Annotated in this window: 22 protein-coding genes; 13 read left to right on the forward strand and 9 right to left on the reverse strand. The window is 58.6% G+C overall.

What is annotated here, in order from left to right:
- Nucleotides 1-41: 41 nt before the first annotated feature.
- Both hemH and KUW67_RS05680 read right to left on the reverse strand, forming a co-directional pair.
- Entirely contained in the window at nt 42-1,139 is a 1,098-nt protein-coding gene (hemH, locus tag KUW67_RS05675) for a ferrochelatase (protein ID WP_370634918.1), read from the reverse strand.
- Nucleotides 1,140-1,203: 64 nt separating this feature from the next.
- Nucleotides 1,204-2,043, reverse strand: a complete 840-nt coding sequence (locus KUW67_RS05680; RefSeq protein WP_224824303.1) for a methyltransferase domain-containing protein — start codon at nt 2,041-2,043, stop codon at nt 1,204-1,206.
- Nucleotides 2,044-2,072: 29 nt separating this feature from the next.
- Between KUW67_RS05680 and KUW67_RS05685 the strand changes: the two genes are divergently transcribed.
- Genes KUW67_RS05685 through KUW67_RS05700 form a run of 4 tightly spaced genes read left to right on the forward strand, consistent with a single transcriptional unit; the run spans nt 2,073 to nt 4,372 of the window.
- Nucleotides 2,073-2,786, forward strand: coding sequence for a double zinc ribbon domain-containing protein (locus tag KUW67_RS05685; protein WP_370634919.1), 714 nt, complete (start codon nt 2,073-2,075; stop codon nt 2,784-2,786).
- A 51-nt stretch (nt 2,787-2,837) separates the two neighbouring features.
- Nucleotides 2,838-3,095, forward strand: coding sequence for a glutaredoxin 3 (grxC, locus tag KUW67_RS05690; RefSeq protein WP_224824305.1), 258 nt, complete (start codon nt 2,838-2,840; stop codon nt 3,093-3,095).
- Nucleotides 3,096-3,929, forward strand: coding sequence for a carbon-nitrogen hydrolase family protein (locus KUW67_RS05695; RefSeq protein WP_224824306.1), 834 nt, complete (start codon nt 3,096-3,098; stop codon nt 3,927-3,929).
- A complete protein-coding gene (locus KUW67_RS05700; RefSeq protein ID WP_224824307.1) occupies nt 3,929-4,372 on the forward strand; it encodes a MarR family winged helix-turn-helix transcriptional regulator in 444 nt (147 codons plus the stop codon). The genes KUW67_RS05695 and KUW67_RS05700 overlap by 1 nt, the downstream gene beginning before the upstream one ends.
- Here the strand turns inward: KUW67_RS05700 and ubiG are convergent.
- Entirely contained in the window at nt 4,369-5,103 is a 735-nt protein-coding gene (gene ubiG, locus KUW67_RS05705) for a bifunctional 2-polyprenyl-6-hydroxyphenol methylase/3-demethylubiquinol 3-O-methyltransferase UbiG (RefSeq protein WP_370634920.1), read from the reverse strand. The two genes, KUW67_RS05700 and ubiG, sit on opposite strands and share 4 nt — an antisense overlap.
- A gap of 65 nt (nt 5,104-5,168) precedes the next feature.
- Here ubiG and pip point away from each other — a divergent pair, with 65 nt between their 5' ends.
- The 6 genes from pip to infB all read left to right on the forward strand — a co-directional run bounded on the left by pip (nt 5,169) and on the right by infB (nt 13,026).
- Nucleotides 5,169-6,158, forward strand: coding sequence for a prolyl aminopeptidase (gene pip, locus KUW67_RS05710; RefSeq protein WP_224824309.1), 990 nt, complete (start codon nt 5,169-5,171; stop codon nt 6,156-6,158).
- Between the two features lie 249 nt (nt 6,159-6,407).
- A complete protein-coding gene (locus KUW67_RS05715) occupies nt 6,408-7,550 on the forward strand; it encodes an ABC transporter substrate-binding protein (RefSeq protein ID WP_224824310.1) in 1,143 nt (380 codons plus the stop codon).
- A gap of 131 nt (nt 7,551-7,681) precedes the next feature.
- A complete protein-coding gene (gene rimP, locus KUW67_RS05720) occupies nt 7,682-8,263 on the forward strand; it encodes a ribosome maturation factor RimP (RefSeq protein WP_255596706.1) in 582 nt (193 codons plus the stop codon).
- Between the two features lie 2 nt (nt 8,264-8,265).
- A complete protein-coding gene (gene nusA, locus KUW67_RS05725; RefSeq protein ID WP_224824311.1) occupies nt 8,266-9,894 on the forward strand; it encodes a transcription termination factor NusA in 1,629 nt (542 codons plus the stop codon).
- Between the two features lie 22 nt (nt 9,895-9,916).
- The gene (locus KUW67_RS05730; protein ID WP_224824312.1) at nt 9,917-10,567 is read left to right on the forward strand and encodes an RNA-binding protein; all 651 of its coding nucleotides are present in this window, start codon (nt 9,917-9,919) and stop codon (nt 10,565-10,567) included.
- Nucleotides 10,564-13,026, forward strand: coding sequence for a translation initiation factor IF-2 (infB, locus tag KUW67_RS05735; RefSeq protein ID WP_224824313.1), 2,463 nt, complete (start codon nt 10,564-10,566; stop codon nt 13,024-13,026). Before KUW67_RS05730 ends, infB begins: the two co-directional genes overlap by 4 nt.
- A gap of 96 nt (nt 13,027-13,122) precedes the next feature.
- On the opposite strand, the gene KUW67_RS18340 is transcribed toward infB, so the two are convergent.
- From KUW67_RS18340 to KUW67_RS05750, 4 genes are all read right to left on the reverse strand, one after another.
- Complete coding sequence (locus KUW67_RS18340) at nt 13,123-13,245, reverse strand: hypothetical protein (protein ID WP_255596707.1); 123 nt, start codon at nt 13,243-13,245, stop codon at nt 13,123-13,125.
- Between the two features lie 120 nt (nt 13,246-13,365).
- Nucleotides 13,366-13,764, reverse strand: coding sequence for an 8-oxo-dGTP diphosphatase MutT (mutT, locus tag KUW67_RS05740; RefSeq protein WP_370634912.1), 399 nt, complete (start codon nt 13,762-13,764; stop codon nt 13,366-13,368).
- Entirely contained in the window at nt 13,761-14,978 is a 1,218-nt protein-coding gene (argJ, locus tag KUW67_RS05745; protein ID WP_224824314.1) for a bifunctional glutamate N-acetyltransferase/amino-acid acetyltransferase ArgJ, read from the reverse strand. The genes mutT and argJ overlap by 4 nt, the downstream gene beginning before the upstream one ends.
- A gap of 6 nt (nt 14,979-14,984) precedes the next feature.
- Entirely contained in the window at nt 14,985-15,830 is an 846-nt protein-coding gene (locus KUW67_RS05750; RefSeq protein WP_224824315.1) for a peptidylprolyl isomerase, read from the reverse strand.
- Nucleotides 15,831-16,005: 175 nt separating this feature from the next.
- Between KUW67_RS05750 and secA the strand changes: the two genes are divergently transcribed.
- From secA to KUW67_RS05765, 3 genes are all read left to right on the forward strand, one after another.
- Nucleotides 16,006-18,699 (forward strand): preprotein translocase subunit SecA, encoded by a 2,694-nt coding sequence (gene secA / locus KUW67_RS05755; protein WP_224824316.1) that lies wholly within the window; start codon nt 16,006-16,008, stop codon nt 18,697-18,699.
- A 115-nt stretch (nt 18,700-18,814) separates the two neighbouring features.
- Entirely contained in the window at nt 18,815-19,789 is a 975-nt protein-coding gene (locus KUW67_RS05760; RefSeq protein WP_224824317.1) for a hypothetical protein, read from the forward strand.
- Nucleotides 19,790-19,812: 23 nt separating this feature from the next.
- Nucleotides 19,813-21,315 carry a substrate-binding domain-containing protein gene (locus KUW67_RS05765; protein WP_224824318.1) on the forward strand — a complete coding sequence of 501 codons (1,503 nt, stop codon included), beginning with the start codon at nt 19,813-19,815 and terminating at the stop codon, nt 21,313-21,315.
- Here the strand turns inward: KUW67_RS05765 and radC are convergent.
- Entirely contained in the window at nt 21,308-22,054 is a 747-nt protein-coding gene (gene radC / locus KUW67_RS05770) for a DNA repair protein RadC (protein WP_224824319.1), read from the reverse strand. The genes KUW67_RS05765 and radC overlap by 8 nt on opposite strands.
- Nucleotides 22,055-22,093: 39 nt before the next feature.
- Nucleotides 22,094-23,251, reverse strand: a complete 1,158-nt coding sequence (gene dnaJ, locus KUW67_RS05775; protein ID WP_224824320.1) for a molecular chaperone DnaJ — start codon at nt 23,249-23,251, stop codon at nt 22,094-22,096.
- Nucleotides 23,252-23,256 lie beyond the last annotated feature (5 nt).

The following is a 23,256-nucleotide window of genomic DNA, read 5'->3' on the forward strand; positions in this document are numbered from 1 at the left end:
ATTCACCGCCTTTTTTCTTGTCTGCATGTTGGGTTCGGCGTTCAGCCCCGGCTCAGCCAGCCTGCCAGATTGTCGTCAATCACTGACGAAAGCGCTTCGATATGTGCGTCATCGTCGTTGAGGCAGGGAATATAGGTAAATTCTTCGCCGCCAGCTTCCTCAAAGCTCTCTTTGATCTCTTCGTTGATCTCTTCCAGCGTTTCGATGCAATCGGCTGAGAAGGCAGGCGCGCAGACGGCGATCTTCTTCTTGCCCTCTTCTGCAAGGCGCGCGACCTCTTCGACAGTATAGGGTTTCAGCCATTCTTCGGGGCCAAACCGGCTTTGGAAGGTTGTCTTGATCTCGGTATCCGCCCAGCCCAGACGCTCTTTCAAAAGGCGCGTCGTTTTCTGGCATTGGCAGTGATAGGGATCGCCCTCCATCAGATAGCGCTTGGGAACACCGTGATAGGAGCAGACCAGAATATCGGGTTTGCTGTCCATCTCGGCATAAGTCCGCTCAATGGATTGGGCGAGCGCGTCGATGTATTTCGGATTGTCGAAATAGGCAGGCACGGTGCGCACGGCAGGCTGCCATTTTTCATGGGTGAGCGAGCGGAAAAATTCGTCATTCGCCGTGGCCGAGGTGGCCCCTGCATAATGCGGATAAAGCGGGAAAAACAGAATGCGCTGGCACCCGGCTTCACGCATCGCACGCACCTTGGATTTGGTCGATGGATTGCCATAGCGCATGCAGAAATCGACCATGACCTGATCGCCATAGCGGTCATGCATCGCCTCTTTGATTTTGGCGGTCTGATCCTTGGTGATCGTCATCAGCGGGCTTTCCCCCGCTTCGTGGTTCCAGATCGATTTATACGCAGCACCGGATGAAAACGGGCGCTTGGTCAGGATGATAAGCTGCAAAAGCGGCTGCCAGATCCAGGGCGAATAGTCGATCACGCGGCGGTCCGACAGAAACTCGTTCAGATACCGGCGCATGGACCAATAGTCGTAATTATCCGGCGTGCCGAGATTGGCCAGCAGGATGCCCGTGCGCGCGGGTGGCACTTTGGGGTGGTCCGCATCTGCATGGATGGGGCATTTCGCCTCCATCGGAGCAAGGTCGGTCAAGGCCGCGCTGGATTTGGCATCAAGCATCATGAAGTTCCGATATCAGATAAGAATATAAGTGTGCAGTTAATTAGTTATACGGGGTCGTCAATCATTTGGATGACTCAGGCGGATCATCTGCGGGGATTTCGACCGTTCCCAGGGCTTCGGCCAAGCGGTACTGTGCCGATCCGGGGCGCAAAGGCTTTTGCTGGCTGTCATCCGGGGACCAGCCCGACAGGAAAATCAGCTCGAATGTGGCGGTAATCCGATCATTCTCGGCGGGGAAATGGGTTTGATAAAGGCGCTGGGCCTCTAACAGAACGTCGCGACGTAGGGGCGCGCGATCGCGCATCGCAAGGGCGTTCGTCTCGCCCATGCGCCGCAAGTCCTGCATCAGATGCAGGGCAGACTCATAGGACACGCGCACAGGCGTCGTATCGGCAACAGGAAGCGCGAGGCCCGCGCGTTGCAGAAGGCCACCAAGATCGCGGACCTCTCCCATCGGTGCGACGCGCGGTGACAGACCGCCGCGCAACGCAGTCTCGGCCTGCGCAAGCACGCTGCGCAGCTCGTTCAGGGTCTGACCCCCAAGACAGACACCAAGAAAAAGCCCGTCTGGTTTCAACGCACGGCGGCATTGCACAAGCTGGCCCACCGGATCGTTCGCCCAATGCAACGCCATCGCGTGGATCACCAGATCATACGTGCCGACTTGCAGATCGAGCGTCTCGGTGTCTGCAATGATGCGCGCGCCGGGCATCTGATCTTCCCAAAACTGCGGAAAACCGGTGACCACGGCGATATTGGTAAACGTCCTGTTAACCTCTTGCAGTCTTTCATGGAGCTCATCTGCCGCCTGTGCATGCAGGAACAGATCATCCGGGTTTTGCACGCGGGCGCGGTGTTTGAGAAGCGCGGCTCTGTCGGTGAGGATCGGGGCATTGGTCATGCCAAGCTATGTAGAAGGGACCTGACATGATGCAAAGCGTGTTGCGCCTGTTATATCCGCCGCAATGCCTGACCTGCGATGCGCTGGTTGAGCAAGAGCATGCGCTTTGTGCCGATTGCTGGCAGGGCGCGCATTTCATTACCGGGCTGGTCTGCGATTGCTGCGGTGTGCCTTTACCCGGCGAAGAAACCGAAGAGGTTCTCTGCGATGATTGCATGGTTATCGCCCGACCATGGACCCGCGGGCGCGCTGCGTTTCTTTATTCGGAGACGGGGCGCAAGTTGGTTTTGGCCTTGAAACATGGTGACAGGACCGACCTTGCGCCGCCTGCGGCCCGTTGGCTGGCGCAGGCGGCAAGCGACTTGATCTCTGATAAAACCCTGCTCATCCCGGTGCCGCTGCATTGGCGTAGGCGCGTCCATCGGCGCTATAACCAATCGGCTGAGATGGCGCGCGCCTTGGCGCAAGTGACCGGCGCACCCTACCGCCCCGACATGCTGGAGCGACGAACGGTTACCCGGTCTCTGGACGGTCTGACCCGCGAGGCGCGATTCGAGGTGCTGAGCGGGACCATTGAGGTCCAGCGTGGTAAAGAGGTCGAGGTCGCCGGAAAGGACGTGCTTTTGATCGACGATGTCATGACCTCTGGGGCCACATTGGCAGCCTGTGCCGAGGCGTTGAATGGGGCCGGGGCGGCGAACGTTAATGTCGCAGTTCTGGCACGCGTTGCAAAAGAGACCTAGATGTCTAGGGTCGCGCCGGAAAAGGGCGCGGGACTGAAAAGGACATTTTTGATGCAACCGATTGAGATTTACACATCCCCTCTGTGCGGTTTTTGCCATGCGGCCAAGCGGCTCTTGAAGCAAAAGGGTGCAAGTTTTTCCGAGATCGACGTGCTGCGCGATCCAGCCAAGAAGCCCGAAATGATCAAGCGCGCCAATGGTGGGCGGACCGTGCCGCAGATTTTCATCGGGGATGTGCATGTCGGTGGATGTGATGACCTCTACGCGTTGGAGCGGGCTGGCAAATTGGACGCCCTGCTTGCCGCGTAGATGCTTAAAACGGCTCTGATACAGCTAAATTCGGGCGATACGCCTTCTGAAAACCTGCCCGTCACGCAAGACTTTATCGCCGAAGCCGCCGGAGACGGCGCGCAGTTTGTCCTGACGCCTGAGGTGACAAATTGCGTCTCTGCCTCGCGGGCGCATCAGCTGGAGGTCCTGCAGACCGAAGCCGAGGATCAGACCCTGGCGGCGCTCCGCGCGCAGGCGGATGCGCTGGGTATCTGGCTGCTGATCGGCTCGCTGGCGCTCAAGACGGATGACCCGGATGGTCGCTTTGCCAACCGGTCTTTTCTGATCGGCCCCGATGGCGGAATCGTCGCGCGCTACGATAAAATGCACATGTTTGATGTGACCGTGTCCCAGAAAGAGACTTATCGCGAATCGAAAGGCTATCGACCAGGGGAGACCGCGGTGATTGCAGAGGTAGAAGGCGCGAAAATTGGCCTCTCGATCTGCTACGATATCCGCTTCCCTTATCTTTACCGCGCCTTGGCGCAGAGCGGCGCGCAGGTTCTCACCGCTCCGTCTGCCTTTTCAACCGCCACGGGCCCCGCTCATTGGGAGCCACTTTTGAAAGCCCGCGCGATCGAGACGGGCAGCTTCGTTCTCGCCCCAGCCCAAACAGGGCTCCACGCCGCCACCACAGGCAAAGCGCGCGAAACCTACGGGCATTCGCTGGCAATCTCGCCTTGGGGTGAAATATTGTGCGACGGCGGTAAAGCGCCCGGTATATCGCTGATCTCGCTAGACTTTTCCCAGGTACAGGCGGTAAGAAACAGCATCCCGTCCCTAACCCATACACGCACCTTTACAGGTCCATGATGAGTGACAAAAGCGATCCCCTGGCTATTGCCTTGTTCAGTGAGATTCTGATGGCAGAGCAACTGACGCGGAACCGCATTTCGCGGGTCCTGCCAAAGGGTATGGAGCTGTCGCATTTTTCGGTGCTGAACCATTTGGCGCATGTGGGGGGGGAACGTTCGCCGGCTCAACTTGCCAAAGCCTTTCACCTGACGCGTGGGGCGATGACCAACACGCTCAACAAGCTGGAATGGGCAGGCTATGTGCATATTCGCCCCGATTGGGACGATGCGCGGCGCAAGATGGTGGCGATCAGCCCGTCTGGGCGGGCCGCGCGGGATGCCGCGCTTGATATTATCTCGCCACTGATTGCCGATGCAGTGCGCGATCTTGGCTCCGAGAAGGTGCGCGCGACGGTGCCGGTCTTGCGCGCGCTTCGGAACAATCTGGCGGGCGAAGACTAGGGCTTTACGCTGGCCGTCACGTAATTCACGCTCAGGTCACGGTCCGACAGAGACCAAGTCCAGCCAACAGGATTAAAGACGAAACCTTTGCGGTCCACCGGATCAAGCCCGGCTTTCGTCAGCAGATCAAACAGCTCGTCCGGAGTGATAAACTTCGACCATTCATGAGTGCCTTTGGGCAGCCAGCGCATCACATGCTCAGCCCCGATGATCGCGACCATAAAGCTCTTGGGATTGCGGTTCAGCGTCGAGCAGAGGTGCAGCCCGCCGGGCTTCAAGAGCATCTGGCATGCGGTCACATAGGCCAGCGGGTCCGCGACATGCTCGACCACCTCCATGTTCAGCACGACATCAAACTGCTCCCCCGCTTCGGCAAGCGCTTCGGCCGTGGTGTGACGATAGTCGATCTCAAGCCCGGATTGGACGGCGTGCACTTTCGCAACGGGGATGTTCCCCTCAGCCGCGTCAGCGCCCACGACCGTGGCGCCTAGACGCGCCATCGGTTCTGACAGAAGGCCCCCACCGCAGCCAATATCGAGAATGCGCAGCCCGGCAAATGGGGCCTCGTCATCCAGATCGCGGTCAAATTCGACTGCGATTTGGGACGTGATGTAATCCAGACGACACGGATTGAGCATATGCAAAGGCTTGAACTTCCCGTTCGGATCCCACCATTCGGCAGCCATCGCCTCAAATTTGGCGACTTCCGAGGCATCCACGGTGTTTTGCATCTGGGTCACGTTTCTTTTTCCTGTGCTGGATGGCAGAACCATTTGCTGCGTTATATAGGGACAGTATGGACAAATTCTCTGGCCAAAAGAGCGCAGCTCAATTTCTGTATCCTCCGATTGATCCCTTTGATCAACGGATGTTCGATGTGGGCGACGGCCATCGCATTTATATGGAGCAGTGCGGCAACCCGGAGGGCATTCCGGTCATCGTGCTGCATGGTGGCCCCGGTGGCGGCTGCAGCCCGGCAATGCGGCGTTATTTTGATCCGGCAACCTATCGCGTCATTCTGTTTGATCAGCGCGGATGCGGGCGCTCGAAACCCCATGCGAGCATCAAGGACAACACGACCTGGCATCTGGTTCGCGATATCGAAGCGATCCGCGAGGTGCTTAAGATCGACCGCTGGATCGTTTTTGGCGGAAGTTGGGGTGCGACCTTGGCGCTGGTCTATGCGCAAACCCATCCCGACCGTGCCGCCTATCTCGCGTTGCGCGGCGTCTTTCTGGCGACGCAGGCCGAGTTGGATTGGTTCTATCAAGGTGGCGCAGGTGGCTTCTGGCCTGATCTGTGGCAGCGTTTCGTCGATCTGATCCCCGAGGACGAGCGGTTCGACATGATTGCGGCCTATAACCGGCGGCTCTTTTCCGGTGATCTGATGATGGAGACACGGTATGGCCGCGCTTGGGCCGCGTGGGAGAACGCGCTGGCCTCTATCGACAACACAGGCGCGACCGGGGAAAGCCCTGCGGATTACGCCCGCGCCTTTGCCCGGCTTGAGAACCATTACTTCACGAACAAGGCTTTTCTGGAAGAAGATGGACAAATTCTTAAAAACGCATCGCTTTTAAAGGATATTCCCGGCAAGATTGTGCAAGGGCGATATGATATGATTTGTCCGCCACATTCCGCTTATGCCTTGTCAAAGGCTTGGCCACGTTGTGAAATGAAAATGGTTCCAAAGGCGGGACATGCTTTGTCCGAGCCGGGGATCAGTGCCGAGTTGGTCCGCACGATGGACAGTTTGCGTGACAAGCCCGAGAGGCTTGGTCTGTAACGACTTTTTCTTGGTCGGCGTGTTTTCGCCCGCTACTCTGACCGTCCGAATCAGGTGGACCCCTTTTTGAGCTTGAAACACAGACATATTTCCCGACGGGCTCTTCTGACCTCAGGTGCGCTGGCTGGTGTGCTTGCGGCGACAGGTGTGCCTTTGCACGCGCAGCCCAAGCGTGGCGGTACGTTACGATTAGGCCTGGAAAGTGATGGCATTCAAAGGTGGGATGCGCGCCGGCACTTCGATCCGTTAATGCGCGTGGCAGCGCAGGGCTGCGTGTTTGATTGCCTGACCGAGGTCACAGCGCAAGGCCAGCTGGTCGGTGAGTTGGCGGAAAGCTGGGAAGGCTCTGCGGATGCGACTGTGTGGACGTTCACGCTGCGCTCTGGAGTGACCTTTCACAACGGGCGTCCGTTTGGCGCCGATGACGTTGTCGAAAGCCTCGCTTTTTATAAAAGCGACAAGGATGGTGCGGCGCTCCCGTTTGCCTGCCAGATGGCCGATATTCAAAAGCTGGGCGACCGCAAAGTGCGGATCACGCTGGAAGAGCCGAACGCTGATTTCCCGTTCCTGCTCGCGGATCCGCAGATGCTGATCTATCCCGCACGGCAAATGGGCGAGGCCATTACGCGCGGCATCGGAACCGGGCTTTACCGCGTTGCGCATAAAGACGACGGTATCCTGCGGCTGGAACGTGTCGTGGGTCATTACAAGGATGGCAAGGCAGGCTGGTTCGACGCGGTTGAGCTACATCCGATTTCGGATAGCACAGAACGCATGACAGCCTTGCTGACGGATCAGGTAGACGCCGTCGGAGACGTGCCGTTTGACGCTATTCCTTATCTCAAAGGGCGTGATGACATAGACCTTTCCGTCGCGCGCGGCACGCGTCATATGGTGCTGGACCCGGAAGAAATGGGCGCGCCGCGCGATGTGCTGCGCCAAGAGATTGACCGCGAAGGCATCGTAACCGAGCTGCTCCATGGGTATGGCTCTGTCGCGCAGGATCACCCGATTGGGCCAGGCAACACCTATTATACCGAGATCGAGGTGCCCGCCTCGCAAGGGCCGAAACTTCTGCTCAAGGATTTGTCGCGCGTGTCGTTCCGCGATGGGCGCATGACCGAAGATTGGATGTTCTCGACGCTCAAGCACCCTGACACTCCGCGTTTCAAGGCGCTTTTGAAGGAAGCGCGCGCGACGACGGACAGCAAGCGCCGCGGCGAGATTTACGCAGAGATGCAAAGGATCACTGCCGAGGAAGGCGTCGAGGTCATCCCGGCTTTCGCCGATTATGTGGACGCGCATCGCAAGACATTGGCCCATCCCGAAACGCTGGGCACGTTGGCGGCTCTGGATAGCAGCCGGATCGCAGAACGGTGGTGGTTCGCCTAAGGGCTTGCAGACTCGGTCGCGGCTCCGTATATGCAGATCAACAGCGGCGCGCTGGGGTCCAAACCTGACGCTCCACCGGAAATCGTAACGGGCCGCGCGCCCGTTTTTTTGTGCTTACTCGAGACCTGATAATGTCTGATCTGATCGCCAAAGCCGCCATCGACAAACGTATGGCCGAAATCCTGACCCCCGTGATCGAGGGTCTGGGGTTCGAGCTTGTGCGCGTCCGTTTGATGAGCGGCAAGGAAAGCACGCTGCAACTGATGGTGCAGCGCCCTGATGGCGCGATCGAGGTTGATGAATGTGCGCAGATCAGCACGGCCGTGTCGGCTGTGCTGGACGTCGAAGATCCGATTTTGGACGCCTACACGCTTGAAGTCTCCAGCCCCGGCATCGACCGCCCCCTGACCCGGCTCAAGGATTTTGACCAGTGGGAAGGCTATGAGGCCAAGATCGAAACGACCGAGCTGATCGACGGACGCCGCCGCTTCAAGGGCGAGCTGGCCGGGATCGACGGTGATGAGGTTCTCATCAACATCCCCGAAGGCACCATCGGTCTGCAGTTTGACTGGCTGTCGGACGCGAAACTTGTGCTGACCGATGATCTGATTAAAGAGATGCTCAAGCAGCGCAAAGCCGCGGGCATCGTGAATGAAGACGACTTCGACGCAATCGAAGAAGAAACCCAGACCGAAGGGTCCAAGGAGGACTGACAATGGCGATCACTTCCGCAAACCAGCTGGAACTGCTCCAAACTGCCGAGGCCGTGGCCCGTGAAAAGATGATCGACCCCGCGCTGGTGGTCGAAGCGATGGAAGAAAGCCTCGCCCGTGCGGCGAAGTCGCGTTACGGCAGCGAAATGGACATCCGCGTGTCCATCGACCGCAAGACCGGTCGCGCGACCTTTACCCGCGTGCGCACTGTGGTCGAGGATGAAGAGCTTGAGAATTATCAGGCCGAAATGACCGTCGAGCAGGCCAAACAATATCTGGATGCGCCTGCCGTTGGTGACACCTTCGTTGAGGAAGTTCCCCCGGTTGAGATGGGCCGTATCGCCGCGCAATCTGCCAAGCAGGTCATCCTGCAGAAGGTTCGCGAAGCAGAACGCGATCGCCAGTTCGAAGAGTTCAAAGACCGCGCCGGCACGATCATCAACGGTCAGGTCAAGCGCGAAGAGTATGGCAATGTTATCGTCGATGTGGGCAGCGGCGAAGCTGTTCTGCGCCGCAACGAAAAGATCGGCCGCGAAAGCTATCGCCCGAACGACCGTATCCGCTGCTACATCAAGGATGTGCGCCGCGAAGTGCGCGGCCCGCAGATTTTCCTGAGCCGCACCGCGCCGGAATTCATGGCCGAGCTTTTCAAGATGGAAGTGCCGGAGATTTACGACGGCATTATCGAGATCAAAGCGGTGGCCCGTGACCCCGGCTCGCGCGCGAAGATCGCTGTCATCAGCTATGATGGCTCGATTGACCCTGTCGGTGCTTGCGTTGGTATGCGTGGTAGCCGTGTGCAGGCCGTCGTGAACGAGCTTCAGGGCGAGAAGATCGACATCATTCCGTGGAACGAAGACCAGCCGACCTTCCTCGTGAACGCGTTGCAGCCTGCCGAGGTGACCAAGGTGGTTCTGGATGAAGAGGCCGAGCGCATTGAAGTTGTTGTGCCGGACGAGCAGCTGAGCCTCGCCATCGGTCGCCGTGGTCAGAACGTGCGTCTTGCCTCGCAGCTGACCGGTCTGGATATCGACATCATGACTGAGGAAGAAGAAAGCGCGCGTCGTCAGGCCGAGTTTGAACAGCGCACCAAGCTGTTCATGGATACGCTCGATCTGGACGAGTTCTTCGCCCAGCTTCTGGTCTCCGAAGGCTTCACGTCGCTTGAAGAAGTGGCCTATGTCGAGGTGGACGAACTACTGGTCATCGACGGTGTGGACGAAGACACGGCCAGCGAATTGCAGGCCCGTGCCCGCGACCATCTGGAAGCCCAGAACGCCAAGGCGCTTGAGAACGCAAAAGCGCTGGGCGTCGAGGACAGCCTTATTGCATTCGAGGGGCTCTCTCCCCAAATGGTAGAGGCATTGGCCGAAGATGGCGTGAAAACGCTGGAAGACTTCGCGACCTGTGCCGACTGGGAGCTGGCCGGTGGCTGGACGACCGTCGATGGTCAGCGTGTCAAGGATGATGGCGTGCTTGAAAAGTTCGATGTCTCTTTGGAAGAAGCTCAGAATATGGTGATGACCGCACGGGTTATGCTGGGCTGGGTGGATCCCGAAGATCTGGTCGCTGATCAGGCTGCGGCGGAAGCCGAAGCAGACGGCGAAACCACCGAGGAGGCCGAGGCCTGATCGCAGGCCTCGGGGTCTGGCGATGGGTCGCGGTGGTCGCGATAAGGATCGAAGCGAGGCGGAGCGCAAATGCATCGCCACGGGAGAGGTCCAGCCAAAGGACGGGCTGATCCGATTTGTGGTCGGCCCGGACACGCAGATCGTGGCAGACGTTCTGGAGAAACTGCCCGGTCGCGGTATCTGGGTATCGGCCAATCGCGATGCGTTAGAGACCGCGATCAAGAAGGGCCTGTTTGCCCGTGGGGCCAAACAAGCGGTGCAGGTGCCTGACGATCTGCTGGAACAGGTCGAACGGCAATTGGCTGCGCGCGTGGTCAATCTGGTCGCGTTGGCGCGTAAATCCGGTGCTGCGGTCTGTGGGTTTGAGAAGGTTAAAGGCATGCTCGCCGATGGGCGTGCCAAGGTTTTGCTTCAGGCCAGCGACGGCTCGGAGCGGGGCAAGACGAAATTGTGGACGCCCGAAGGCGGACGCTATTTTGGCGTTTTGACTGCGTCAGAATTGGGTTTGGCATTTGGGCGGCAAAGTGTGATACATAGCGCGCTCTCGGCTGGTGGACTCGCGACACGTGTTGTAGAGGAAGCCTCAAAGCTGAAAGGCGTCCGAGAGACAGCCGCCATTTATGACGGCGAGAAAGACGGCGAACTGCGCCGGAAAGGTAAGACTGCTAGATGAGCGAAGACGACGGCAAAAAGACACTTGGTCTGCGTGGCGGGGCCCGTCCGGGCAACGTAAAGCAAAGCTTTAGCCACGGACGCACGAAGAATGTCGTGGTGGAAACCAAACGCAAACGCGTTGTGGTGCCCAAGCCGGGTGCGGGAAATGCACCAGCTCCGACCGTTGGGGGGGATCCCTCCCGGCGCCCTGCGGGTATTTCCGACAACGAGATGGACCGCCGCTTGAAGGCGCTGCAAGCCGCCAAGGCGCGCGAAGCCGAAGACGCGGCCAAGCGTGAAGCGGCTGAGAAAGAGCGCGCGGAAGAGCGTGCCCGCCGCCGCGAGGAAGCGGAAGCCAAAGAGCGTGAAGAGCAAGAGCGCGCCGAGCGTGCCAAAGCCCGCGCCGAAGAAGACGAGCGTAAGAAGCGCGAAGTGGAAGAGGCCGCCAAGCTGGCCGCCGCCGCTCCGCCCCCTGCCGAGGACGCGCCGCGCGGCAAGTCTGCTGCAGCACCCGCTCGCAAGGCCCCTGCGCGTGAAGAGCCTCAGAAGGCGAACCGCAACAAAGGACGCGAAGACAATCGTCGTTCTGGAAAACTGACGCTGAATCAGGCGCTGTCTGGTGGCGAAGGTGGGCGGCAACGCTCCATGGCGGCGATGAAGCGCAAGCAAGACCGCGCCCGCGCGAAAGCGATGGGTGGCACGGTCGAGCGTGAAAAGGTTGTGCGCGATGTGCAGCTGCCCGAATCTATCGTGGTTCAGGAGCTTGCCAACCGTATGGCGGAACGTGTTGCTGATGTCGTCAAATCGCTGATGACCAACGGCATCATGGCGACGCAGAACCAGGCGATTGATGCCGACACTGCCGAGCTGATCATTGAAGAGTTCGGCCACAAGGTCGTGCGCGTCTCGGATGCCGATGTCGAGGATGTCATCACGCAGATTGAAGACGACGAGAAAGACCTCGAAGCGCGGCCCCCGGTCATCACCGTTATGGGTCACGTTGACCACGGCAAAACCTCGCTTCTGGACGCGATCCGCAATGCGAAGGTTGTCTCTGGCGAGGCAGGCGGGATCACGCAGCACATTGGTGCGTATCAGGTTGACCAGGACGGCACGAAGCTGACTTTCCTTGATACACCCGGCCACGCGGCGTTTACGTCGATGCGGGCACGTGGTGCACAAGTGACTGATATCGTTGTGCTTGTTGTAGCTGCGGATGACGCGGTGATGCCGCAGACGATTGAGGCGATCAACCACGCGAAAGCGGCGCAAGTGCCGATGATCGTGGCGATCAACAAGATCGACCGCCCGGCCGCTGACCCCAACAAGGTCCGCACCGACCTTCTGCAACACGAGGTGATCGTGGAGCAGATGTCAGGTGAAGTGCAGGATGTTGAGGTTTCGGCCATCAACGGCACGGGTCTTGAGCAACTGCTCGAAGCGATCTCGCTGCAGTCGGAACTGCTGGAGTTGAAAGCTAACCCCAATCGCTCTGCCATGGGTGCGGTGATCGAGGCTCAGCTTGACGTGGGCCGCGGCCCCGTTGCGACGGTTCTGGTGCAAAACGGCACGCTCAAGAAGGGCGATATCTTCGTCGTGGGCGAGCAGTGGGGCAAGGTCCGCGCGTTGATCAACGATCAAGGTGACCGTGTTGATGAGGCTGGTCCGTCTGTTCCGGTTGAGGTGCTTGGCCTGAATGGCACGCCCGAAGCAGGTGATGTTCTGAACGTCGTGGACACCGAAGCTCAAGCCCGCGAGATCGCCGAATATCGCGAGAAAGCCGCGAAAGAGAAACGCGCCGCCGCTGGTGCTGCGACCTCTCTTGAGCAGCTGATGGCGAAAGCCAAGGAAGACGAGAACGTCACCGAAATGCCGATCCTCGTGAAGGCAGACGTGCAAGGTTCGTCCGAGGCGATCGTTCAGGCGATGGAAAAGATCGGCAACGACGAGGTGCGCGTGCGCGTGCTCCACTCCGGTGTGGGCGCGATCACCGAGACGGATATCGGTCTGGCCGAAGCCTCTGGCGCGCCGGTCTTCGGGTTCAACGTGCGTGCGAACGCCTCCGCCCGGAACACTGCCAACCAGAAGGGTGTCGAGATTCGCTATTACTCGGTGATCTACGACCTTGTGGACGACGTGAAAGCCGCCGCCAGCGGCCTGCTGAGCGCCGAAATCCGCGAGAACTTCATCGGGTATGCCGAGATCAAGGAAGTCTTCAAAGTTACGGGCGTCGGCAAGGTTGCTGGTTGTCTGGTCACTGAAGGCGTCGCGCGCCGCTCTGCCGGGGTGCGTTTGCTGCGTGACAACGTGGTGATCCACGAAGGTACGCTGAAGACGCTCAAGCGTTTCAAGGACGAGGTTGCCGAAGTGCAGTCTGGTCAGGAATGCGGCATGGCCTTTGAGAATTACGACGATATCCGCCCGCAGGATGTCATCGAGATTTTCGAGCGCGAAGAGGTCGAGCGCACGCTCGACTGATCCTCTACCGATATGACACGAAAAAAGGGACGGTCGCTTGGCCGTCCCTTTTCCTTTGATACGAGGGTCTTCTTACTGGATACGAGGCCTAATTGGTCAAACGGGCATTCCGGTGAATGTGCGGTCGCCCACACGAACAAGGATCTTCCCGCAGGACAGCGCACGCACAAAGGTTCCTTGCACGGACACGCAACTGCCCAAAGTAATGGTCTTCAGCATCTCAAATCCTCCCCAGAGCTTGGTGCTAGTACAACCGTAGCGAAACAGCATTTATAAATCACTCGAAAAGTGTGCAAATTGTGTCTATTCCCGCTCGAAATTGAGGCAAGAATGCTCTTTCTAAAGCCAATCCCGCAGTATCGGGATCAACGGGAGGTCCGCGGCGGGCATTGGATAGCTCTTTAAATCCTGAGGTTTCACCCATTTGAGCGCCTGATTCTCTCGGGATTGTGGCGTGCCGTCCCATTTGCGGCAGGCAAAGAGCGGCATCAGCAGGTGAAACGTGTCATAAGAATGGCTGGCGAATGTCAGCGGGGCCAGACAGCTTTCCCACGTGTTGATCCCCAGTTCTTCCTCAAGCTCGCGGATCAGGGCGTGCTCTGGCGTTTCGCCCGCCTCGACCTTGCCACCGGGAAATTCCCACAGCCCCGCCATGGATTTGCCTTCCGGGCGCTGGGCCAACAGCACGCGTCCGTCGGGATCAATCAGCGCAACGGCTGAGACAAGGACGGTTTTCACGACCGATAATCCGCGTTGATGGTGATGTAGCCATGGGTCAGATCGCAGGTCCAAACCGTGGCCGAGGATTGTCCCATACCCAGATCGGCACAGATCACGAGGTTGTCGTTCTTCATATACGCCGCGCCGACGTCTTCCTTGTAATCAGGACTGACCCAGCCGTTTTCGGCGACCTGAATATCGCCGAACGCGATGCTCAGCCTGTCACGGTCCGCCGCGGCGCCGGATTTGCCGACCGCCATGACGATACGACCCCAATTTGGATCCTCTCCGGCCAAAGCCGTCTTCACGAGGGGCGAGTTGGCGATAGAAAAACCGACTTTCCTGGCGTCTTCATCGCTTTCAGCGCCTTTAACGCGGATCTCGACAAATTTTGTGGCCCCTTCGCCATCTTTGACAACCTGATGCGCCAGATCGAGCATTACGTCATAAAGGGCTGCCCGGAAGGCCACGCTTGTGCAGTTCACCTCAACCCCGGATGCGCCAGTGGCTGCCATCAGAACTGAATCGGAAGTGGATGTGTCGCTGTCTACGGTGATGCAGTTAAAAGTCGTGTCAGACACGTCGCGTACCATCCGTTGCAGGTCGCCTTGTGGGATTTTCGCATCGGTGAAGATGTAGACCAGCATCGTCGCCATATCTGGTGCAATCATGCCAGAGCCTTTGGCGATACCAACGATTTTGATGATTTCACCGTCGATAACCAGCTCGTCCACAGCGCCTTTTGCAAACGTGTCCGTTGTGCGGATCGCGTCGGCTGCGGCGGCGATGCCGTCGGGGGAAAGCCCGTCTTTCAACGTCTTGAGGCTGTCGATGATCTTTGCGTGCGGCAGCGGTTCACCAATCACGCCGGTCGAAGCCGTGTAGACCCTGCGCTGGGGGATATCGAGGATATCCGCCACTGCTTGGGTAATCGCCTCAACCGATTTCTTACCATTGCTGCCGGTAAAGGCATTGGCATTGCCGGAGTTGACCAGAAATGCTGCCCCTTCATCAGGCAGCGATTTCAGCTTGGCCTGACAATCCAGCACCGGAGCCGCCCGCGTCGCAGACTTGGTAAACACCCCCGCCACTGTTGTGCCGGGGGCCAGTTCAACCAACATGACGTCATCGCGCCCTTCGTAGCGCACACCGGCAGCCACAGTGGCAAAGCGCGCGCCAGCGATTTCGGGTAGGGACGGAAACCGCTTTGGAGTGAGGGGCGACACGGTCATGGTTACTTACTCCGACAAAAGGTCCGCATTGCGCAGGATGCTGGCGTCAATCTCTCCCAGATCGGGGAGGGTGACCTCGGCGGCCTCGGTCAATTCGGTGATGTGGGTCTCCAGTGCGACCTGTTGCAGTTCGGCGGTCAGCTCTTCGCGCACGTCGTCAAGGGTAGGCGCGTCTTTCAGACGGCTTTCGTCCAGTTTGATCACGTGCCAGCCAAACTGTGTTTGAACCGGCGCCGAAATCGCGCCGTCTTCAAGACCGATGACCGCGTCCTCGAAAGGTTTGACCATCATGCCGGGGCCGAACCAGCCCAAGCTGCCGCCGCCGGGGCCAGAGGGGCCGGTCGACTTCTCCTTGGCAAGCTCAGCAAAATCCGCACCACCTTCCAGCTCGGTCACCAGTGCCAGCGCCTCTTCTTCAGTCTCGACAAGGATATGCGACGCGTTGAACTCTTTTTCAGGCTCAACAGAGGCGTATTTCTCTTCATAGAGCGATTGCAGCATCTCATCGGTTACGGCGTCTGCGATAAATTCATTGATCGCCACACCGGCCATTGCAGCGCGGCGTTCGTTCTCAAGGCTCAGCTCAACGCTTTTGGGCACATCTGCCGTTTGCTGGGACAGCACTGTCTGCTGCACCAACTGCTCGCGAATACCTTCAAACAGCACATCATCGGGAAGTTGCTGATACTGCTGGGGAAGCTGGGCACGGGCAGTGATCATGTGCCCCACCGTGATCTCGGTGCCGTTCACATTCGCGACGACTGTGTCCGCTGTCATCTCCTGCGCGAAAGCGGGAAAGGCGCCACAGATCGTGGTTGCAACGGCCAGCAAGAAGTTATGGTGTTTCGACATCTATCGTTCCTTTGATCGGCCGCAGGCTCCGGCGACGTTGACACTGTGTTTACTGGCCCTTACATCGCCTAGATGTCGTGCGAGGGACAGCCTCCGCCCATGTTCTATGGACACCGGAGAGGGCGAGCAAGCAACCTTATGACACGATCCTGTTAAGCCACCGTGCGGAGAGACTATGCTGGGTATCGGAACAATCGCCAAAAAGGTTTTTGGCACGCCAAATGATCGCAAGGTCAAGGCAACGCGCCCACTTATCGCAAAGATCAACGCATTGGAGCCTGAGTTCGAAGCGCTGAGCGATGACGGTCTGAAAGACCGCACCGAAGCGCTGGCAAAACGGGCAATGGAAGGCGAAAGCCTTGATGCGCTGATCCCCGAAGCCTTCGCTAACTGCCGCGAAGCCGCCAAGCGCGCGCTGGGCTTGCGGGCGTTTGATACGCAGCTGATGGGCGGTATCTTCCTGCATCAAGGCAACATCGCCGAGATGAAGACGGGCGAGGGCAAGACCCTTGTCGCGACCTTTCCCGCCTATCTGAACGCGCTGACTGGCAAGGGTGTGCATATCGTGACGGTCAACGATTATCTGGCCAAGCGCGATGCCGAATGGATGGGTAAGGTCTATGCTGCGTTGGGTCTGACGACGGGCGTCATCTATCCCGATATGCCCGATGAGGAAAAAGCGGCTGCCTATGCCGCCGATATCACCTACGCGACCAATAACGAATTGGGCTTTGATTACCTGCGCGACAACATGAAGGCCGAGCTGAGCCAGATCGCCCAGCGCGGACACAACTTCGCGATTGTGGACGAGGTCGATTCGATCCTGGTGGACGAAGCGCGGACGCCGCTTGTGATCTCGGGTCCTGCCGAGGACCGGTCCGAGATGTACATCACTATCAACGCGGTGATCCCGGATCTGACAGAAGAACACTATACGATGGACGAGAAGGCGCGGAACGTGACCTTCACCGATGCGGGTAACGAGTTCCTTGAAGCCAAGCTGCACGAGGCGGGTATCCTGCCTGAAGATCAGTCGCTTTATGACCCCGAAAGCACGACCATCGTGCACCACATCAACCAGGGCCTGCGCGCGCATACCATGTTCCAGAAGGACAAGGATTACATCGTGCGCGACGGCAAGGTGATGCTGATCGACGAGTTTACCGGCCGCATGATGACAGGCCGTCGTCTGTCTGAGGGTCTGCATCAGGCGCTTGAGGCGAAGGAAGGCGTGGACATCCTGCCTGAGAACGTCACGCTCGCCTCTGTGACCTTCCAGAACTACTTCCGCCTTTACGACAAACTAGCGGGCATGACCGGCACCGCGCTGACCGAAGCCGAGGAGTTTGCCGAGATTTACGGGCTTGGTGTGGTTGAGGTTCCGACGAACCAGCCGGTCGCGCGCAAGGACAATCACGATGCCGTCTACCGCACGGCAGAGGAAAAGTTCGGCGCGATTGTGAAATCCATCGCCCAGGCGCATGAGAAAAACCAGCCCGTTCTGGTTGGCACCACGTCGATTGAGAAATCCGAATTCCTGAGCGATCTGCTGAAAGAAGCAGGCATTCCGCATAACGTCCTCAACGCGCGCCAGCACGAGCAAGAAGCCCAGATTGTGGCAGATGCCGGTAAACTGGGCGCGGTGACGATTGCGACCAACATGGCCGGTCGCGGCACCGATATTCAGCTTGGCGGCAATGTCGAGATGCGTGTGCTGCAAGCTTTGACCGAAAACCCCGAAGCAGACCCCGAAGAGACCCGCACGCGGATTGAGGCCGAGGTTGCCGAGGAAAAGGAAAAGGTCAAAGAGGCGGGTGGCCTCTTCGTTCTGGCAACGGAGCGTCACGAGAGCCGTCGCATCGACAACCAGCTGCGCGGTCGTTCAGGCCGTCAGGGCGACCCGGGCAAATCCTCGTTCTATCTGTCGCTCGAAGACGATCTGATGCGGATTTTCGGCTCGGACCGTTTGGACAAGGTCCTGTCGTCGCTGGGCATGAAAGAGGGCGAGGCGATCATTCACCCATGGGTGAACAAGTCGCTGGAAAAGGCGCAGGCAAAGGTCGAAGGGCGCAACTTCGACATCCGTAAGCAGCTTCTCAAATTCGACGACGTGATGAACGAGCAGCGTAAGGTGATCTTCAGCCAGCGCCGCGAAATCATGGAAGCCGAAGACCTGCACGAGATCGCGCAAGACATGCGCCACCAGGTGATCGACGATCTTGTCACGCATTATATGCCGCCGAAAAGCTATGCAGATCAGTGGGATACGGATGGGCTCCATACGGAAGTCCGCGAAAAGCTGGGTATCGACGTGCCGGTCAAAGATTGGGCCGATGAAGAAGGCGTCGATGACGAGGATGTCCGCGAGCGTCTGGAAAAGGCGACCGACGCGTATATGCAGGAAAAGTCCGAAGCCTTTGGTCTCGACACGATGCGCAACATTGAGAAGCAGGTATTGCTGCAGACCATCGACACCAAATGGCGCGAGCATCTGGTGACGCTGGAACATCTGCGGTCGGTCGTCGGTTTCCGCGGCTATGCGCAGCGTGACCCGCTCAATGAGTATAAGACGGAATCGTTCCAACTGTTCGAATCGATGCTTAATTCCCTGCGCGAGGATGTGACGCAAAAGCTGTCGCAGATCCGTCCGATGACCCAGGAAGAGCAAGATGCGATGATGGCGCAGATGCGCGCCCAGCAAGAGCAATTGGCTGCCGCTGCAAACCCTGCTCCGGTTGCAGAAGTGTCCGAGGGGGCCATTGAGGGTTTCGACGAGAATGATCGCACGACCTGGGGTAATCCGGGGCGCAATGATCCGTGCCCGTGCGGCTCTGGCAAGAAGTTCAAACACTGTCACGGAAAGGTCTGATCGCCTTACGGTTGTCACCAGACGGCCTTATTGAAGGACCGCCCGCGCCCTAAAGCTGTCATGATTTATCGGCAATATCCCGCTCAAAGCCATGTTTTTGGTACTGGAGTTGGGTATGTTGAACAAGAAGCAGATTGTAACCGCAGGTGCGACGCTGGGTATCGCGTTGGCGACCGGATTTGTCATGCAAAACGGGGATGCTGTGGCCTCTCGCTTGGGCGATGCGCCTGAGGCGCAGCCACAAGCAGAACCGGCAGAGGCGCCCGCTGTCGTACAGTCCAGCATTCTGCCCAGCTTGCCTGAAACCCCTGCAGAGCCTGAGCCAGTTGAAATGGCCGCGTTGGAAGAAGACGTGACTGTCACCACCGACATAGCGCCGCCCCCTGCCCCCGCGGCGGAGCCTGAGCTGGTTTGCGAGACAACGCTGCAAGCCGAAGCTACTGCCGCTGCGATGGTGCGCCTTGATCTGATGTCTGCATGTCATCCGAATGAGCGCGTCACGATCCACCACGAAGGTATGATGTTCACCGCGGAAACTGACACCAACGGTGCTGTTTCTGTTGATGTGCCAGCTTTGAACCAAAGTGCGATCTTCATCGCGGCCTTTCCGAATAACGAAGGCGCAATGAGCCAGATTGATGTGCCGTCGCTGGAATTCTATGACCGTGTCGTTCTGCAATGGCGCGGCGAGAATGCCCTGCAACTCCATGCGCGTGAATTTGGCGCTGATTATGGCGAAGAGGGTCATGTTTGGTCCGAAACGACCCGCGATGCGAGCGTTGCAGCGACGGGTCAGGGCGGTTTTATCACGACCCTTGGCTCCGGTTCTGATGACACGGCCCTGCTGGCCGAGATTTACAGCTTTCCCACCGGCTTCATGACCGATGATGGTGAGGTTGCCTTGTCGGTAGAAGCCGAAGTGACCGCCAAGAATTGCGCGCGCGATATCGAAGCTCAATCCATCCAGATCAGCCCTGAGGCCGAACCCGCCGTTGTTGATCTGGTTCTGTCCGTTCCGGGCTGCGATGCGGTTGGCGACTTTCTTGTGTTGAAAAACATGGTGCAAGACCTGACACTGGCTGCCAAGTAAAGCTGGCCAAAGGCTCCACCCCCATGCGCATTTTATGTGCGGCGCGTGTCGCCGCACTTTTCCTGTTTTGGTCCTCGATTGCTGTCGCGCAGACGGTCACGTTGTCTGCGCAAGACGGAAGCCTCGCTTTGGAAGGCCGGGTTCTGGGCTTTGACGGGCGGTATTTCCGGCTTGAAACGGTTTATGGCGAAGTGACCGTAGACGGCGACGCGATGATCTGTGCGGGCGGCGGCTGTCCGACCCCGAGCGCACCGATGATCCGCGTTCGTATTTCCGGCGCGGCCTCCGCCACGTCCGTCTTGCTGCCCGCTTTGGTGGAGGGGTTCGCGCTGCGCAACGGCTATGCCTTCGCCCGTGTGACCGAAGATGCAACGCATTTCAGCTACACTCTGGTCGATGGATCAGACGGCACATCCCTGATCGACATCGGCTTTCGCGTCAGTAGCTCAGGGGAAGGTTTTGCGGATCTGATCGTGGACGAAGCGGATCTTGTCGCCAGTCTACGCCCCATCCGCCCCGGTGAGGCCCAGTTAGAGGAAGAGGCGGGGCGTGGCGACCTTACCCAGCCCGGCCAAGCAAAGGTCTTGGCTCTAGATGCAATTGTGCCGGTTGTAAGCACTGAAAGCGCGCTGACCGAGATTACGTTGCCTTTTCTGATCGCCGCATTCTCTGATCCGCAAAGCAAGACGCCTGTCCATACACTTGCCCGCGGCTCGGGCGTGGTCGAGCTGTTTTCAGATCGTGCCTTGCAGACCGAAGGGCTGTCCCTCGCCCCTCAGATCGTCTTTCATCAGACGTCTGCCGCCTTGAAAGAGGCGTTGCTGGGCGATCCAAACGCGATCGGTCTGATCGCACTGTCAGAGGCCTCGGGACTGCGCACATTAACTCTGTCTGGGTCTTGCCCGACCCCTTATGATACTCTGCTCACCACCCTGAAATCCGGCGACTATCCTCTTGTCGCGCCGATCTACCTCTACCGTCCGATGCGACGACTTCCGCCGATTATGAAGGACTTCATGGCGTATCTTGAAACACCAGCAGCGCAGGTTGTCGTTCAACGAGCGGGGTTCGTAGATCAAGCACCTGACTTGATCCCGCTTACCGCACAAGGTGGACGACTTGCCGGTGCGATTGAACAGGCCGGCGCCGAGGTGCCCCTGCCCGAGCTAAAGAATATCGTCACAGCATTGGCTGGATATCAGCGCCTGTCCTTGTCGCTGCGCTTCGAGACTGATGGAGAGACGTTGACGCCTATCTCACGCGCCGCCCTGGACCGGTTTGCAAAGCAGATTGCGCAGGGCGCTTATGCGGGTCGGCCATTGTTGGTGACGGGTCACACGGGATTGGACGGCGCCTTTGCAGAGAGCAAAGACGCGTCGCTCGTGCTGGCCGAAACTGTCCGAAAAGCGCTGCCTGCTACTCAAGAGGTTGAGGTGCTCGGCGCGGGTGATGCGTTACCAAGTGCTTGTGAAACAACGACTTTGGGGCGCACGCAAAACCACCGGGTCGAGATTTGGGTCAAATAAGACGATGCGCGCGAAAGCTGAGCGTGTCGGACTTCCCGATGATGAGATGATCGTGCAACGTCAGATCAAGGGCGTTTGCCGCCGCCTCGATCTGCTTAGTGACGGCGATATCTGCCTCTGACGGTGTGGGATCGCCCGACGGATGATTGTGCACAAGAATGAGCGCAGAGGCATTCAGCTCCAAAGCGCGTTTGACAACCTCGCGCGGATAAACCGGGACGTGATCGACGGTGCCTTTGCCTTGCGCCTCATCGGCGACAAGGACGTTCTTGCGATCCAGATAGAGAACGCGAAATTGCTCCGTCTCAAGATGTGACATGGCGGTTTTGCAATACTCCAACAGCGCGTCCCAGCTAGAGACGACAGGTCTTTGCAACACCCGCGCGCGCGCCAGACGATGGGCGCTTGCCTCGATAATCTTCAGCTCGCAGATAACGGCGTCACCGATACCCTTCACCTCTGTCAGCCGGTCCACGGGGGCAGAGATTACGCGATTGAAGTCACCGAACCGATCCAGCAGCGCATGGGCAATCGGTTTGACGTCCTGTCTGGGTATCGCCCGAAACAGGACCAGTTCCAACAGCTCGTAATCCGGCACGGCCTCAGCACCGCCCTGCATGAACCGCGTGCGCAGGCGTTTGCGGTGGTCGCGCAAATAACTGGGCAGGCGCGCGCCTGTCGCAATCGGTTCGCCTTCAAAAAGGGGGAGTGGGGCTTCGGCGAAGGCATCTTGGGTCATGCCCCGATCCTTCGCCGAAAGAATGAAAAAGCGGTTAACCTAGCTTTTCATACTGTCCCAGAAGTTCTTCACCGATGAGAAGAAGGAAGAGGACTCAGGGTTGTTATCCTCTGACATCTTTTCGAACTCGCGCAGCATTTCCTTCTGCTTCGACGTCAGGTTAACCGGGGTCTCCACCGCCATCTCGATATACATGTCGCCCTGTGGTCCGCCGCGCAACGCAGGCATGCCCTTAGAGCGCAGACGCATTTGACGGCCCGATTGACTACCCGCAGGGATTTTCACCCGGCTACGACCGCCATCAATTGTGGGGACTTCAATATCGCCACCCAGGGCAGCCGTCGCCATCGACACAGGCACACGGCAGAACAGATGCTGGCCGTCACGCTCGAACAGGTCGTGTTTCTCGACCTCGATGAAGATATAGAGATCGCCCGTCGGCCCACCGCGCATCCCGGCCTCGCCCTCACCGGCCAACCGAATCCGTGTGCCGGTCTCAACACCCGCAGGAATATTCACGCTCAGCGCTTTTTCCTTTTCCTGACGGCCTGAGCCGCCGCAAACCTTGCACGGGTTCTTGATGATCTGGCCAAGGCCTGAACAGGTCGGGCAGGTGCGTTCGACCGTGAAAAAGCCCTGCTGCGCGCGGACTTTGCCCATACCCGAACAAGTCGGGCAGGTCACAGGTTCAGAGCCACCTTCAGAGCCAGTGCCACTGCATGCCCCGCAAGTCACGGATGCCGGAACGGTGATCGTCTTTTGCAGACCTGCATAGGCCTCTTCCAACGACACGCGCAGGTTATAGCGCAGGTCAGACCCGCGTGAGGCGCGTTGGCGTCCGCCTGCGCCGCGTTGGCCGCCCATGAAGTCGCCAAACAGATCGTCGAACACGTCCGAGAAGGCTGAGGCAAAGTCGCCTTGCTGCCCGCCATAGCCTTGGCCGGGCCGCCCGCCGCCACCGCCCATGCCACCTTCGAACGCGGCATGGCCATAACGATCATAGGCCGCCTTTTTCTCGGCGTCCTTGAGAACCTCATAAGCCTCGTTGGCCTCTTTAAATTGTGCTTCGGCGTCTGGATTGTCGGAATTACGGTCGGGATGAAGCTCTTTCGCTTTGCCGCGATAGGCCTTCTTGATCTCGTCCGCAGATGCGCCCTTCTGGACGCCAAGCACGTCGTAATAGTCACGTTTGCTCATGGATC

This window comes from Cognatishimia sp. MH4019 (assembly GCF_020177595.1).
Classification (GTDB): domain Bacteria; phylum Pseudomonadota; class Alphaproteobacteria; order Rhodobacterales; family Rhodobacteraceae; genus JAHTBL01.

Coding starts and splice junctions, on each gene's coding strand:
- pip (WP_224824309.1), top strand. CDS start 5,169: ATGGACAAATTCTCTGGCCAAAAGAGCGCAGCTCAATTTCTGTATCCT.
- nusA (WP_224824311.1), top strand. CDS start 8,266: ATGGCGATCACTTCCGCAAACCAGCTGGAACTGCTCCAAACTGCCGAG.
- radC (WP_224824319.1), bottom strand. CDS start 22,054: ATGACCCAAGATGCCTTCGCCGAAGCCCCACTCCCCCTTTTTGAAGGC.
- KUW67_RS05695 (WP_224824306.1), top strand. CDS start 3,096: ATGCTTAAAACGGCTCTGATACAGCTAAATTCGGGCGATACGCCTTCT.
- dnaJ (WP_224824320.1), bottom strand. CDS start 23,251: ATGAGCAAACGTGACTATTACGACGTGCTTGGCGTCCAGAAGGGCGCA.
- secA (WP_224824316.1), top strand. CDS start 16,006: ATGCTGGGTATCGGAACAATCGCCAAAAAGGTTTTTGGCACGCCAAAT.
- KUW67_RS18340 (WP_255596707.1), bottom strand. CDS start 13,245: ATGCTGAAGACCATTACTTTGGGCAGTTGCGTGTCCGTGCAAGGAACC.
- KUW67_RS05765 (WP_224824318.1), top strand. CDS start 19,813: ATGCGCATTTTATGTGCGGCGCGTGTCGCCGCACTTTTCCTGTTTTGG.
- KUW67_RS05700 (WP_224824307.1), top strand. CDS start 3,929: ATGAGTGACAAAAGCGATCCCCTGGCTATTGCCTTGTTCAGTGAGATT.
- infB (WP_224824313.1), top strand. CDS start 10,564: ATGAGCGAAGACGACGGCAAAAAGACACTTGGTCTGCGTGGCGGGGCC.
- KUW67_RS05760 (WP_224824317.1), top strand. CDS start 18,815: ATGTTGAACAAGAAGCAGATTGTAACCGCAGGTGCGACGCTGGGTATC.
- grxC (WP_224824305.1), top strand. CDS start 2,838: ATGCAACCGATTGAGATTTACACATCCCCTCTGTGCGGTTTTTGCCAT.
- ubiG (WP_370634920.1), bottom strand. CDS start 5,103: ATGCAAAACACCGTGGATGCCTCGGAAGTCGCCAAATTTGAGGCGATG.
- hemH (WP_370634918.1), bottom strand. CDS start 1,139: ATGCTTGATGCCAAATCCAGCGCGGCCTTGACCGACCTTGCTCCGATG.
- KUW67_RS05730 (WP_224824312.1), top strand. CDS start 9,917: ATGGGTCGCGGTGGTCGCGATAAGGATCGAAGCGAGGCGGAGCGCAAA.
- KUW67_RS05715 (WP_224824310.1), top strand. CDS start 6,408: ATGCGCGTGGCAGCGCAGGGCTGCGTGTTTGATTGCCTGACCGAGGTC.
- KUW67_RS05685 (WP_370634919.1), top strand. CDS start 2,073: ATGCAAAGCGTGTTGCGCCTGTTATATCCGCCGCAATGCCTGACCTGC.
- argJ (WP_224824314.1), bottom strand. CDS start 14,978: ATGACCGTGTCGCCCCTCACTCCAAAGCGGTTTCCGTCCCTACCCGAA.
- KUW67_RS05680 (WP_224824303.1), bottom strand. CDS start 2,043: ATGACCAATGCCCCGATCCTCACCGACAGAGCCGCGCTTCTCAAACAC.
- KUW67_RS05750 (WP_224824315.1), bottom strand. CDS start 15,830: ATGTCGAAACACCATAACTTCTTGCTGGCCGTTGCAACCACGATCTGT.
- rimP (WP_255596706.1), top strand. CDS start 7,682: ATGTCTGATCTGATCGCCAAAGCCGCCATCGACAAACGTATGGCCGAA.